At 70.4% G+C, this 12,387-nt stretch carries 11 protein-coding genes; 4 read left to right on the top strand and 7 right to left on the bottom strand.

All coding sequences use genetic code 11. The features are described 5' to 3' along the window. Positions 1–66 precede the first annotated feature (66 nt). Entirely contained in the window at positions 67–672 is a 606-nt protein-coding gene (locus ACFYX0_RS05075; RefSeq protein ID WP_388966435.1) for an ATP/GTP-binding protein, read from the top strand. Positions 673–677: 5 nt separating this feature from the next. On the opposite strand, the gene ACFYX0_RS05070 is transcribed toward ACFYX0_RS05075, so the two are convergent. Then, a complete protein-coding gene (locus ACFYX0_RS05070) occupies positions 678–1,106 on the bottom strand; it encodes a PPOX class F420-dependent oxidoreductase (protein WP_388966432.1) in 429 nt (142 codons plus the stop codon). Positions 1,107–1,200: 94 nt separating this feature from the next. On the opposite strand from ACFYX0_RS05070, the gene ACFYX0_RS05065 reads away from it, so the two are divergent. Beyond that, positions 1,201–1,614, top strand: a complete 414-nt coding sequence (locus ACFYX0_RS05065; protein WP_388966429.1) for a roadblock/LC7 domain-containing protein — start codon at positions 1,201–1,203, stop codon at positions 1,612–1,614. Between the two features lie 193 nt (positions 1,615–1,807). After that, positions 1,808–2,797, top strand: coding sequence for a DUF6397 family protein (locus ACFYX0_RS05060; RefSeq protein ID WP_388966426.1), 990 nt, complete (start codon positions 1,808–1,810; stop codon positions 2,795–2,797). A 44-nt stretch (positions 2,798–2,841) separates the two neighbouring features. Here ACFYX0_RS05060 and ACFYX0_RS05055 read toward each other — a convergent pair whose 3' ends face one another. Both ACFYX0_RS05055 and ACFYX0_RS05050 read right to left on the bottom strand, forming a co-directional pair. Further along, on the bottom strand, positions 2,842–3,714 hold the full coding sequence (locus tag ACFYX0_RS05055; RefSeq protein WP_388966423.1) for an acyl-CoA thioesterase: 873 nt from the start codon (positions 3,712–3,714) through the stop codon (positions 2,842–2,844). 19 nt (positions 3,715–3,733) lie between these two features. After that, positions 3,734–6,247 carry a DEAD/DEAH box helicase gene (locus ACFYX0_RS05050; RefSeq protein WP_388966420.1) on the bottom strand — a complete coding sequence of 838 codons (2,514 nt, stop codon included), beginning with the start codon at positions 6,245–6,247 and terminating at the stop codon, positions 3,734–3,736. 145 nt (positions 6,248–6,392) lie between these two features. On the opposite strand from ACFYX0_RS05050, the gene ACFYX0_RS05045 reads away from it, so the two are divergent. Continuing rightward, positions 6,393–7,187 carry a metal-dependent hydrolase gene (locus ACFYX0_RS05045; RefSeq protein WP_355910785.1) on the top strand — a complete coding sequence of 265 codons (795 nt, stop codon included), beginning with the start codon at positions 6,393–6,395 and terminating at the stop codon, positions 7,185–7,187. A gap of 98 nt (positions 7,188–7,285) precedes the next feature. On the opposite strand, the gene ACFYX0_RS05040 is transcribed toward ACFYX0_RS05045, so the two are convergent. From ACFYX0_RS05040 to ACFYX0_RS05025, 4 genes are all read right to left on the bottom strand, one after another. After that, the gene (locus ACFYX0_RS05040; RefSeq protein WP_355910788.1) at positions 7,286–7,561 is read right to left on the bottom strand and encodes a type B 50S ribosomal protein L31; all 276 of its coding nucleotides are present in this window, start codon (positions 7,559–7,561) and stop codon (positions 7,286–7,288) included. Between the two features lie 35 nt (positions 7,562–7,596). After that, on the bottom strand, positions 7,597–8,067 hold the full coding sequence (locus ACFYX0_RS05035) for a DUF5709 domain-containing protein (RefSeq protein ID WP_355910791.1): 471 nt from the start codon (positions 8,065–8,067) through the stop codon (positions 7,597–7,599). A gap of 264 nt (positions 8,068–8,331) precedes the next feature. After that, complete coding sequence (locus ACFYX0_RS05030) at positions 8,332–10,113, bottom strand: ABC transporter ATP-binding protein (RefSeq protein WP_388966417.1); 1,782 nt, start codon at positions 10,111–10,113, stop codon at positions 8,332–8,334. Beyond that, entirely contained in the window at positions 10,110–11,933 is a 1,824-nt protein-coding gene (locus ACFYX0_RS05025) for an ABC transporter transmembrane domain-containing protein (RefSeq protein WP_388966414.1), read from the bottom strand. Before ACFYX0_RS05025 ends, ACFYX0_RS05030 begins: the two co-directional genes overlap by 4 nt. Positions 11,934–12,387: the final 454 nt, after the last annotated feature.

Raw genomic sequence — 12,387 nt, 5'->3', positions numbered from 1 at the left:
ATGATGCTGAACCCGCACAGATGTACTGAAGTCGACCGTTGTCGGCACTCCCGAGAGAAGTGATCCATGGTCTCCGAGTTCCCCGATGCCCCCGAGGCCGAGACGGCCGCCCTGGCGTTGAAGATCCTGGTCGCCGGCGGATTCGGCGTGGGCAAGACGACCTTGGTGGGCGCGGTCAGCGAGATCCGGCCGTTACGCACGGAGGAGTTGTTGAGCGAAGCCGGTCAGTTCGTGGACGACACCGACGGCGTGGACCAGAAGGTCACGACGACGGTCGCCATGGACTTCGGACGCATCACCATCCGGTCCGGGCTCTCGCTCTACCTCTTCGGCACCCCGGGCCAGGACCGCTTCTGGTTCCTGTGGGACGAACTCGCCCAGGGCGCTCTAGGTGCCGTCGTCCTTGCGGACACCCGGCGACTTGAGGACTGCTTCCCAGCGGTCGATTACTTCGAGCACCGGCACATCCCGTTCGTGGTCGCCGTCAACTGCTTCACGGGTGCCCGCGCCTACGACGCCGACGATGTGGCACACGCCCTCGACCTCGACCGGGGCACACCCGTGGTGCTCTGCGACGCACGGGACCGTGACTCCGGGAAGGAGGTGCTGATCCGCCTCGTCGAGTACGCCGGACGGATGCACACCGCCCGGCTGCTCGACTCCGTGAGCTGACGGCGCTATTCGGCTACGGCCCTGTGCGCCAGCACCTTCTCGATCCGCACCCGGACGAGGAGTTCCCCCGGGACCCCGTTGCGGGCGCCGAACTCCTCGGCCCGCTCCTCGCCCATGTACCGGGCACCGAGCCGGGTCGCCCAGCGCCGCACCTCGTCGAGGTCCTCGGACAACGCGGCCCGCCCCTGCAGCACGACGAAGTCGTACGGAGGACGCTCGTCGTCCACGCAGAGTGCGACCCGGCCGTCCCTGATGAGATTCCGCCCCTTCACCGTCTCCTTCCCGGTGTTGAAGACCACATCGTCACCGTCCAGCAGAAACCAGATCGGCGTCACATGCGGACTGCCGTCGGCGCGGACGGTGGAAAGCTTCCCCGTGCGGGTGCCGTGGGAGACGAAGGCCCGCCACTGCTCATCGGTCATCTTCTGTGCCATGTGTCCATCCTGCTTGCCGCGAGGGCGGCTGTGGTGAAGGCTGGCTGATCGGATCCTCCGGCCAGGGGGAGTGACATCACGGGGAGAGAGGACTATGACGCAGAACACGGGACTCAGCTGGCTACTGGACGATCTGACCGGGCGGGTGGAGCACATACGGCATGCGCTGGTGCTGTCCAACGACGGGCTGGTGACCGGTGCGAGCACCGGGCTGCGGCGTGAGGACGCCGAGCATCTCGCCGCGGTGTCGTCCGGGTTGCACAGCCTGGCCAAGGGATCGGGCCGCCACTTCGGGGCGGGCCAGGTCCGCCAGACCATGATCGAGTTCGACGACGCGATCCTGTTCGTGACGGCGGCCGGCGCCGGAAGCTGTCTGTGCGTGCTCAGCGCCGCCGAGGCCGACATCGGGCAGATCGCGTACGAGATGACGCTGCTGGTGAACCAGGTCGGCGAGCACTTGGCGGTGGACGAGCGGCAGCGGGACCAGACGCCGACCGTGGATCTCTGACCACGAGGCGGACATCGGTCCGGACCTTGGGCGGCCGACGCCTCCGATCCATGGCGGTTCGGTAGGTGACCTGCGGAAACTAGTTGTGGGCGGCGTTATCCACAGGCAATCTCCGAGATTCGGCGATCGGGCTACGGTTTTTCCGCAGCGGATGCACACGGCGTCCGCGAGGCAATCCACGGGGGAGACCGCCATGTCCGGACACACGATCACGCCCACGCGCGCCGAGGCTGCCGCCACTGTCGCAGGCCGCACCTCCCGCCGGTCGTCACTGGCGCTGAGCCGCGCCGCCCAGGAACTGGACCTCAAGCGAGGTGAGTTCGACCTCGCCGTCCGGCTCGGTCGCGTACGAACCGTTCCGGACGAGGGAGGAGGGGGCCGCCGCGTCACCCGCGCGGAGATCGACCGTGTGCGTGCGGAGGACGGATTCCCCGAGGTGCTGCGTGGGCGGGTCGAGACCGTGGGCACCAGGGACGGCGCGGCTCTCATGGAAGTGACGCCGGGCAGGTTCACCCGGTTCGCTCGCCTCGGCCTGGTGGTCCCGGTGAACTGGTACGTGAACCGCTACCGGGCCGTGGTCTGGCTGTATCTCGCCGACGAGGTACGGCAGTTCGCCGTCGAACCGGAGAACGCCCGGCTGCTGACCGGCAGGACACCGGAGGGGCTGCGCGGCCAACTGGAGACGGGCGTGGATCTGCGGCCCCGCAACTGGCGTGGACGCCACTTGGGATTCGAACTGCGCCAGGCGGAAGACCCATGGGCGAAGGCCGCCGTCGTGGCGTCCCTGCTGGATCCGGTCCAGACGGTGGAGATCGTCCGGGATCCGTACGAGCGCGCCCATCTTGACCGCCTCCGGCCCGTCCGGCCGGGGCAACCGGCGCCCGAGTCACCCGCAGCGTCGATCGCGGCACGGATCATGACGGCGCAGGACTGCGACGAGATCGAGTGGCTCCGGGCCGAGTTGGCACAGACGCTGATCGAGGCCCGCCGGCACCGGCCTGCTCCGAGGCCGGCGCCGGGGCCACCGGACCGACAGGCCACCATGCCTGGCTGCCCGCCTGCGGCCTGGGGTGAGGCCATGCGCGTCCCCGAGGGCGCCCTGCTCGGTCGGACCGCGGCCATGCAGCCGGAACAGACGCGGTCGCGAAGCATGCTCGGGTGGCTGCGTCGCAGAGACGCCTGACCGCCCCGGCGCGGACGGCCGGGCGCCGTGTGTCGCCCAGGACGTCACCGCTCGAGACTGCGGAACAGTCCCTCCTGGACGACCGAGACGAGCAGGCGCCCCTCGCGGTCGTAGATGCGCCCCCGGGCCAGGCCACGGCCACCCACGGCGATCGGGGACTCCTGGTCGTACAGGAACCATTCGTCCGCGCGGAACGGCCGGTGGAACCACATGGCGTGGTCCAGCGACGCCATGTCGAAGCCGCGCGGTCCCCACAGGGGTTCGACGGGGATACGGACGGCGTCCAGGAGCGTCATGTCGCTCGCGTAGGCCAGCGCACAGGTGTGCACGAGCGGGTCGTCGCCCAGCGGCCCCACGGCGCGCATCCAGACGGCGCTGCGCGGCTCGGCCTCCTTGACCTCCTCGGGGGTCCAGCGCAGCCGGTCCACATAGCGGATGTCGAAGGGCTGACGCCGGGCCATCCGCTCCAGTGTCTCGGGCAGCCCGCCCAGATGCTCCTTGAGCTCCTCCGCCACCGTCGGCAGCGACTCCGGGTCCGGCACCTCGCGGCCCGGCGGCAACTGGTGCTCGAAGCTCCCCTCTTCAGGCTTGTGGAAGGAGGCGGTCAGATTGAAGATCGTGCGGCCCCGCTGCACGGCCGTGACACGACGGGTCGTGAAGGACCTGCCGTCACGGATCCGTTCGACCTGGTACACGATGGGCATGCCCGGGATGCCGGGGCGCAGGAAGTACGCGTGCAGGGAGTGCACCGGCCATTCGCCGTGCGTCGTGCGGCCGGCCGCGACCAGCGCCTGGCCGGCCACCTGCCCGCCGAAGACCCGTTGCAGGGACTCCTGCGGGCTGCGACCGCGGAAGATGTTGACCTCGATCTGCTCCAGGTCGAGCAGATCGACGAGCCTCTCGGCTGGGTTCGTCATGAGTGGGCTTCTCCTGTGCTCACAGCTGGCCGACGTCGGTGACCCGGACGACGGCGCGGCCCTCCGCGTCGGAGGCCGCAAGGTCGATCTCGGCGCTGATGCCCCAGTCGTGATCGCCGTTGGGGTCGGCGAAGATCTGGCGGACCCGCCACAGCTGGTGGGCCGGCTCCTCCTCGATCATCAGCAGCTTCGGGCCGCGGGCGTCGGGGCCGGTGCCGAGTTCCTCGTACTCGTCCCAGTACTTGTCCATCGCCGCGCCCCAAGCCTCGGCGTCCCAGCCGGACTCCGCGTCCATCTCGCCGAGTTCGTCGATCCGGTCGAGGGCGGCGAGCTCCACACGGCGGAACATGGCGTTGCGTACCAGGACGCGGAAAGCACGGGCGTTCGCGGTGACGGGCTTGACCTGGTCGGCCTTCTCCTGGGCCTCCTCGGCCGTCATCTCCTCCGGGTTGGCCAGCTGCTCCCACTCGTCCAGCAGGCTGGAGTCGACCTGGCGCACCATCTCGCCCAGCCAGGCGATCAGGTCCTCCAGGTCCTCCGACTTCAGGTCGTCGGGGACGGTGTGATCGAGGGCCTTGTAGGCACTGGCCAGGTAGCGCAGCACGATGCCCTCGGTGCGGGCGAGCTCGTAGAAGGACACGAACTCCGTGAAGGACAGCGCCCGCTCGTACATGTCGCGGATGACCGACTTCGGCGACAGCGGATGGTCACCGACCCACGGGTGGCTCTTGCGGTACGTGTTGTACGCGTGGAAGAGCAGCTCCTCCAGGGGCTTGGGGTAGGTCACGTCCTGGAGCCTCTCCATGCGCTCCTCGTACTCGACGCCGTCCGCCTTCATCACGGCCACGGCCTCACCGCGCGCCTTGTTCTGCTGGGCGACCAGGATCTGCCGCGGGTCGTCCAGGGTGGACTCGACCACGGAGACCATGTCGAGAGCGTAGGAAGGGGACTCCGGGTCGAGGAGTTCGAACGCGGCCAGCGCGAAGGTCGACAGCGGCTGGTTGAGCGCGAAGTCCTGCTGGAGATCGACCGTGAGGCGCACGATACGGCCGGTGGCGTCGGGCTCGTCGAGCTTCTCGACGATTCCGCCGTCCAGCAGCGAGCGGTAGATCGCGATCGCCCGCCGGATGTGCCGCAGCTGCTGCTTGCGCGGCTCGTGGTTGTCCTCCAGCAGATGACGCATGGCCTCGAAGGCGTTTCCCGGCCGGGCGATCACCGACAGCAGCATGGTGTGGGTGACCCGGAAGCGGGACGTGAGCGGCTCCGGCTCGGAGGCGATCAGCTTCTCGAAGGTGTTCTCCGTCCATCCGACGAAGCCCTCCGGTGCCTTCTTGCGCACCACCTTGCGGCGCTTCTTCGGGTCGTCGCCGGCCTTGGCGAGCGCCTTCTCGTTCTCGATGACGTGCTCCGGCGCCTGTGCGACGACGAACCCGGCGGTGTCGAAGCCTGCCCGCCCGGCGCGGCCCGCGATCTGGTGGAACTCACGGGCGCGCAGGGTGCGCACACGGTTCCCGTCGTACTTGGTCAGCGCCGTGAACAGCACAGTCCTGATGGGGACGTTGACGCCGACCCCCAGGGTGTCCGTGCCGCAGATGACCTTCAGCAGACCGGCCTGGGCCAGCTTCTCCACCAGGCGGCGGTACTTGGGCAGCATGCCGGCGTGATGCACACCGATCCCGTGCCGCACATAACGGGAGAGGTTGCGGCCGAACTTGGTGGTGAAGCGGAAGTTGCCGATCAGCTCGGCGATCTCGTCCTTCTCCTCGCGCGAGCACATGTTGATGCTCATCAGCGCCTGGGCCCGCTCCACGGCCTGCGCCTGGGTGAAGTGGACGATGTAGACCGGCGCCTGCTTGGTCTGGAGGAGTTCGGTGAGGGTGTCGGTGAGCGGAGTGAGCCGGTACTCGTACGAGAGCGGCACCGGACGGGTCGCCGAGCGGACCACCGACGTCGGCCGGCCGGTACGGCGGGTGAGGTCCTTCTCGAACATCGAGACGTCGCCGAGCGTCGCCGACATCAGGATGAACTGCGCCTGCGGCAGTTCGAGGATGGGGATCTGCCAGGCCCAGCCGCGGTCGCCCTCGGCATAGAAGTGGAACTCGTCCATCACGACCTGGCCGACGTCGGCCTGTTTGCCGTCGCGCAGCGCGATCGACGCCAGGACCTCGGCTGTGCAGCAGATCACAGGGGCGTCGGCATTGACGGAGGCGTCGCCGGTGAGCATGCCGACGTTCTCGGTGCCGAAGATCTTGCACAGCTCGAAGAACTTCTCCGAGACGAGTGCCTTGATCGGCGCGGTGTAGAAGGTGACCTCGTCCCGGGCGAGTGCCGCGAAGTGAGCGCCCGCGGCGATCATGCTCTTACCGGAGCCGGTGGGGGTCGACACGATCACGTTCGCCCCCGAGACCGCCTCGATCAGCGCCTCCTCCTGGTGCGGATAGAGGGTGAGGCCGCGCTCCCCGGCCCACGACTCGAAGGCTTCGTAGAGGGCGTCGGGGTCTGCGGTCTGCGGGAGCTGATCGATGAGGGTCACGCCCCCATCTTGCCTGGACTCACACCCGATGGGGGAATCGGATGTCCTCGCGAAGATCACGAACGCTACGCTGTGGCGCCGATGACATGTCAGCGCACGGGAACAACCGGAAAGCGCTGCAAGAGAAATGGGGCGGGAAGCGGCCATGATGGGACCAGCACACTCACTGTCGGGGGCCGCGGCCTGGCTCGGGGTGGGAGCGGCCGCCGCCGCAGCGGGGCACCCGATGCCCTGGCCGGTCCTGCTCGTCGGCGCGCTGATCTGTGCGGGTGCCGCGCTGGCTCCGGATCTGGATCACAAGGCGGCCACCATCTCGCGGTCCTTCGGCCCCGTCTCGCGCTGGCTGTGCGAGATCGTCGACAAACTGTCGTACGCCGTGTACAAGTCGACCAGGAAGGCGGGCGACCCGCGCCGATCCGGCGGTCACCGCACGCTGACCCACACCTGGCTGTGGGCTGTGCTCATCGGTGCCGGCAGCTCGGTCGCGGCGATCGTCGGCGGCCGGTGGGCGGTACTAGCCATCCTCTTCGTGCATATGGTGCTGGCCATCGAGGGCCTGCTGTGGCGGGCGGCACGTGGTTCGAGCAGCGATGTGCTGGTGTGGCTGCTGGCCGCGACGAGCGCCTGGATCCTCGCGGGCATACTCGACAAACCGGGCAACGGGGCGGACTGGCTCTTCACCGCGCCGGGCCAGCAGTACCTGTGGCTGGGCCTGCCCATCGTCCTGGGTGCCCTGGTCCACGACATCGGGGACGCGCTGACGGTCTCCGGCTGCCCGATCCTCTGGCCGATACCCCTCGGCCGCAAGCGCTGGTACCCGGTGGGCCCGCCGAAGGCGATGCGGTTCCGGGCGGGCAGCTGGGTCGAGCTGAAGGTCCTGATGCCGGTGTTCATGCTGCTCGGCGGGGTGGGCTGCGCAGCCGCGCTCAACGTCATCTGAGACCGGTCTTGGCGCGGCGGGCCGCCGCCCCCGACGTCGGGGGCCTGCCGCGGAATGTGACGAGCCTGGGCGGCGGACCGGCGTCCCCGCCTGCCGACTCAGCCCGTTGCGTCCTCGTCGGCGGTCCCTTCCAGGGTGCCGTACCGACGCTCGAACCGAGCGACGCGCCCCTCGGAGTCCACCGTCCGCGCCTTGCCCGTGTAGAAGGGATGGCTCTCGGAGGAGATCTCCACGTCCACGACCGGGTAGGTCTCGCCGTCGTCCCACTCGATGGTCTGGTCGCTGGTCGCGGTGGACCGGGTGAGGAAGGCGTATCCGGCGGAGCGGTCGCGGAAGACGACGGGGTGGTAGTCAGGCTGCTTGTCCTGCTGCATGGCTGCTCCTCGCGCGGGGGCGGGCATCGGCGGGATCAGCCGGACAGGAAGTCCTCGTCGACGATGTGCACGGCCGCCTCCTCCGCCGAGGCTGCGGCGCCGTCGATGCCGACATCGGTGGCGATCAGTCCGCTCTCCTCGTCCTCGTGCGATCCCTCGTCGGGCGCCACGAGCCGACCGGAGCGAGAGCCGCCGACCTCGTTGTCCAGGGGCTCGCCCTCGCCGTCGAGCCAGTCCCCGATGCCGTCGTCGTCAGGGACCGTGATGTCGGGGACTTCCTCGGCGAGGCGCTGGTCCAGCGTTTCGCCGGAGTGCCCCTCGGCCGCGGTCACGCCGACGTGGTCCACCGCCCACGGCCGCTCCGGCGGCGACCAGCCACGTTCGATGGGGTTGTTCACCCCGTCGTTCTCCAGGGTGTCCTCGGCGTCGAGCAGCCCCGCGTCGTCCTGCACCTCGGATCCGTCGGGCTGGTAGACGTCGTCTCCCCAACCGTCGGTGCTGTCCACGGGGTACCTCCAGGTGGTGGGACGGTCCGGACGCCGTCGTAGGGCGGCGGCGGACACGGGGTACTTCCGGGCGCGGGTGGCGCTGTGCGGAACCGGACGGTTCGGCCGCGCCCTCTTGCCGCTTCCGAGATCCAGCCTTTCACCCCCCTTCCCCACCGCGCAACGGCAGGCGTGGGACGAAGGCGCGAGGCGTGGGAGGGGGGCCGGGTCCCCGGTCGCCGTGCCGGGGGCCCGGCCCGCCTCCCACGGGCCGGTGGAGCGGCGTCAGCCGTGCCAGGACCGCCACAGGGCCGCGTACGCTCCGTCCGCGGCGACCAGATCGTCGTGGCTGCCCAGCTCGCTGATCCGCCCCTCCTCGACGACGGCGATCACGTCGGCGTCATGGGCGGTGTGCAGTCGGTGGGCGATCGCGACGACCGTGCGGCCCTCCAGGACACGGGCCAGGGAGCGCTCCAGGTGGCGGGCGGCGCGAGGGTCCAGGAGAGAGGTGGCCTCGTCCAGGACCAGGGTGTGCGGGTCGGCGAGCACCAGGCGGGCCAGCGCGATCTGCTGCGCCTGTGCAGGGGTGAGAGCCAGACCGCCGGAGCCCACCTCGGTGTCCAGACCCTGGTCCAGGGCGCGTGCCCAGCCGTCCGCGTCCACCGCGCCCAGCGCGGCCCACAGCTCAGCGTCGACGGCGTCGGTGCGAGCCAGCAGCAGGTTGTCGCGCAGGGAGCCCACGAAGACGTGGTGCTCCTGGTTGACGAGGGCCACGTGCGAGCGCACCCGTTCCGCCGGCATCCGGGAGAGTTCGGCACCGCCAAGGGTGATCCGGCCGTCCCGGGGCGCGTAGATCCCGGCGAGCAGCCGGCCGAGGGTGGACTTGCCCGCGCCGGAGGGCCCGACCAGGGCGAGCCGGGTGCCGGGCGCGACGTTCAGGGAGACACGGTGCAGCACGTCGACTCCCGGCAGGTATCCGAAGCGCACCTCGTCGGCCTCGACGTCGTGTCCGTCGGGTGCCACGGAAGCGTCGCCCGCCTGCGGCTCGATGTCGCGCACGCCGACCAGCCGGGCCAGTGACACCTGGGCGACCTGCAGCTCGTCGTACCAGCGAAGGATCAGGCCGACCGGGTCGACGAACATCTGCGCGATGAGCGCGCCCGTCGTCAGCTGGCCGATGCCGATCCAGCCCTGCAGGACGAACACCCCGCCGATCATCAGGACCGAGCACAGGACCGTGACATGCGTGATGTTGATGACCGGGAAGAGCACCGACCGCAGCCACAGGGTGTACCGCTCCCAGGCGGTCCACTCCTTGATCCGCCGGTTCGACAGTTCGATGCGCCGGGCGCCGAGCCGGTGGGCCTCCACGGTGCGGCCCGCGTCCACGGTCTCTGCGAGGACGGCGGCCACGGCGGCGTACCCGGCGGCCTCGGAGCGGTAGGCGGAGGGGGCCCGCCGGAAGTACCAGCGGCAGCAGATCACCAGCAGGGGCACGGCGATGAGCACGGCCGGGGCGAGCGGGGGAGCCGTGACGGCCAGACCGCCGAGCAGCAGCGCCGCCCAGACGACGCCGATGGCCAGTTGCGGCACGGCCTCGCGCATGGCGTTGGCCAGCCGGTCGATGTCGGTGGTGATCCGGGACAGCAGATCGCCGGTCCCGGCCCGTTCCAGGACCCCCGGCGGGAGACCCACCGCCCGTACGAGGAAGTCCTCCCGCAGATCCGCGAGCATCCGCTCGCCGATGACCGCCCCGTGCAGTCGTACCAGCCGTACGAACACGGCTTGGATCACCAGGGCGACGACGAAGAGCGCCGCGGTGCGCTCGAGGTGGAGTTCCCGCGCGCCGTCCGACAGGCGCTCCACCAGGCCGCCCAGCAGATACGGGCCCGTCATCGACGCGACGACGGAGACCGTGTTGACGGCGATCAGAAGCAGGAAGGCCCGCCGGTGCCGGCGGAACAGTTCTGCCACATAGGCGCGCACGGTCGCGGGGGCACCGACGGGCAGCGTGGTCGCCGCCGTCGGGGCCGCCGGGTCGTACGCCGGTGGCGCCACGCCGATCATGCGCTCTCCTCGATCCCTTCCAGCGTGTTCATTTCATCCATGTCGTTGAGTTCTTCCAGCTCGGCAAGCGCGGCCGTCTCGGCGTCGGTCTCCCGGGTCACGACCGCGCGGTACCGCGGCTCGCTGTGCACCAGGTCCCGGTGCAGACCGACCGCCGCGACCTCGCCCTCGTGCACCAGCACGACCCGGTCCGCGTGGTCCAGGAGCAGCGGTGAGGAGGTGAACACGACCGTCGTGCGGCCCGTCCGCAGCTTGCGGATGCCTTCGGCGATCCGTGCCTCCGTGTGGGAGTCGACGGCCGACGTCGGCTCGTCCAGGACGAGCACCGGCGGGTCGGTGATCAGCGACCGGGCCAGCGCGAGTCGCTGGCGCTGGCCTCCGGACAGTGACCGGCCGCGCTCGGTGATCCGCGCGTCCATCGGGTCCTCGGTGCCCGGTGCCCCCTGGACGAGCGCGTCCAGGACGTCACCGCACTGGGCGGCGGCGAGCGCATCCCGGGCGGCGACCGAGCCCGAGGCCGGTACGTCGAGCAGTTCGCGCAGGGAGCCGGAGAGCAGCACCGGGTCCTTGTCCTGGACGAGGACCGCGGTACGGGCCGAGTCGAGCGGCAGCTCGTCCAGCGGCACGCCGTCGAGCAGCGCCGAGACGTCCTGTCCCGTCTGCTCGGCGGGGTGCCCGCCCAGCCGTTCGGCCAGCACGCCCGCCGCGTCCGGGTCGCCGCAGACCACGGCGGTCAGCCGCCCCGCGGGTGCGAGCAGCCCGGTCCGCGGGTCGTACAGGTCTCCGTCCGGCACACCGGCCTCACGTGAACCACCGGATTCCGTGGCCCGCTCCAGCGACAGCACCCGGGCCGCGCGCCGGGCGGACGGCCGGGAGAAGGAGTACGCCATCGCGATCTCCTCGAAGTGCCGCAGCGGGTACGTGAGCAGCATGACGGCGCTGTACACGGTGACCAGCTCACCGACGGCGATACGGCCCTCCCGTGCCAGGTGCACACCGCGCCAGACGACCGCGATCATCAGCAGCCCCGGCAGCAGCACCTGGATCGCCGAGATCAGCGACCACATCCTGGCGCTGCGCACGGCAGCGGTGCGGACCTCCTGGGAGGCCGTGCGGTAGCGCTCCAGGAACAGTTCCTCGCCGCCGATGCCCCTGAGCACCCGGAGTCCCGCGACGGTGTCCGAGGCCAGTTCGGTGGCCCGGCCCGCCTTCTCGCGCTGGGTGTCGGCGCGCCGGGTGGCGCGGGGCAGCAGCGGCAGCACGGCGAGCGCCAGCACCGGGACGCCCACGGCCACGACGACACCGAGCGCGGGCTGGTAGACGAGAAGCCCGACGCAGACCGCCACGACGGTGAGCGCCGCCGCGCTGAACCGGGAGACGGCCTCCACGAACCAGCCGATCTTCTCGACGTCACCGGTGGACACGGCGACGACCTCACCGGCCGCGACGCGCCGGGTCAGCGCGGAGCCGAGCTGGGCCGTCCGGCGGGCCAGCAGCTGCTGGACGCGTGCGGCTGCGGTGATCCAGTTGGTGACCGCGGCGCGGTGCAGCATGGTGTCGCCCAAGGCGACCCCGACGCCGCAGAGCAGCAGCAGGCCTCCGGTCAGAGCGAGCCGGACGCCCGAGCGTTCGACGACGGCCTGAACCGCGAGGCCGACACAGAACGGCAGTCCGGAGACGGATAGGAAGTGCAGCAGCCCCCAGGCCAGGGCCTTGAGCTGCCCGCCCAGCTGGTTCCGGCCGAGCCACCACAGGAATCGGGGCCCCGAGCGGGCGTCCGGCACACCCGGGTCGGGATACGGAAGGTCTTGAATCTGCATGGCTTCCCAGTGGCTCGTGTCAGTGGATGGACGGGGCTGCGGTGCGATGCACGGACCGGTGCGGGTCCCCGCAGTCCGCGCGGGCCCGTGACAAGCCGTGACAGGGTCGCGTCGGAGGGTGGGTGAAAGCAAACGGTTTTCCGGTCCGGAAGGCGAGTTCCGGCCCGTCCGGCAGGCGGGTGAAAAGCGGAGAGGGGAAACCCATTATTAAGAAGATAATGTGACGATATGTCGCATGAGTACGGGTGAGGTGTGCGGTGGAGTGCGTGCGCGAGCCGTTGCGGCGGCCTGCGGCGTCCTGGTGATGTCCCTGTCGGCGTGCGGCGGTTGGGGGGAGGGCGGCCATGGCGTGAAGGGGGGTGGCCCGGGCTACGGCGCCAGGGGAAGCTCCACGCTCACGGCGGACCCCCGGCGTACCGTCGAAGGTGCGCCGTCCTCGGACCCGGAAACCCCG

Source organism: Streptomyces sp. NPDC002573 (genome assembly GCF_042889625.1).
GTDB classification, from domain to species: Bacteria; Actinomycetota; Actinomycetes; order Streptomycetales; family Streptomycetaceae; genus Streptomyces; species Streptomyces gibsoniae.
Note: the sequence above shows the minus strand (reverse complement) of the source record. Positions and strands in the feature narration are given on the sequence as shown.

Excerpts from the sequence above, each read along its gene's own strand:
- ACFYX0_RS05070 (WP_388966432.1), bottom strand. The coding sequence starts at position 1,106 with ATGGCACAGAAGATGACCGATGAGCAGTGGCGGGCCTTCGTCTCCCAC.
- ACFYX0_RS05060 (WP_388966426.1), top strand. The coding sequence starts at position 1,808 with ATGTCCGGACACACGATCACGCCCACGCGCGCCGAGGCTGCCGCCACT.
- ACFYX0_RS05075 (WP_388966435.1), top strand. The coding sequence starts at position 67 with ATGGTCTCCGAGTTCCCCGATGCCCCCGAGGCCGAGACGGCCGCCCTG.
- ACFYX0_RS05025 (WP_388966414.1), bottom strand. The coding sequence starts at position 11,933 with ATGCAGATTCAAGACCTTCCGTATCCCGACCCGGGTGTGCCGGACGCC.
- ACFYX0_RS05030 (WP_388966417.1), bottom strand. The coding sequence starts at position 10,113 with ATGATCGGCGTGGCGCCACCGGCGTACGACCCGGCGGCCCCGACGGCG.
- ACFYX0_RS05055 (WP_388966423.1), bottom strand. The coding sequence starts at position 3,714 with ATGACGAACCCAGCCGAGAGGCTCGTCGATCTGCTCGACCTGGAGCAG.
- ACFYX0_RS05040 (WP_355910788.1), bottom strand. The coding sequence starts at position 7,561 with ATGCAGCAGGACAAGCAGCCTGACTACCACCCCGTCGTCTTCCGCGAC.
- ACFYX0_RS05065 (WP_388966429.1), top strand. The coding sequence starts at position 1,201 with ATGACGCAGAACACGGGACTCAGCTGGCTACTGGACGATCTGACCGGG.
- ACFYX0_RS05045 (WP_355910785.1), top strand. The coding sequence starts at position 6,393 with ATGATGGGACCAGCACACTCACTGTCGGGGGCCGCGGCCTGGCTCGGG.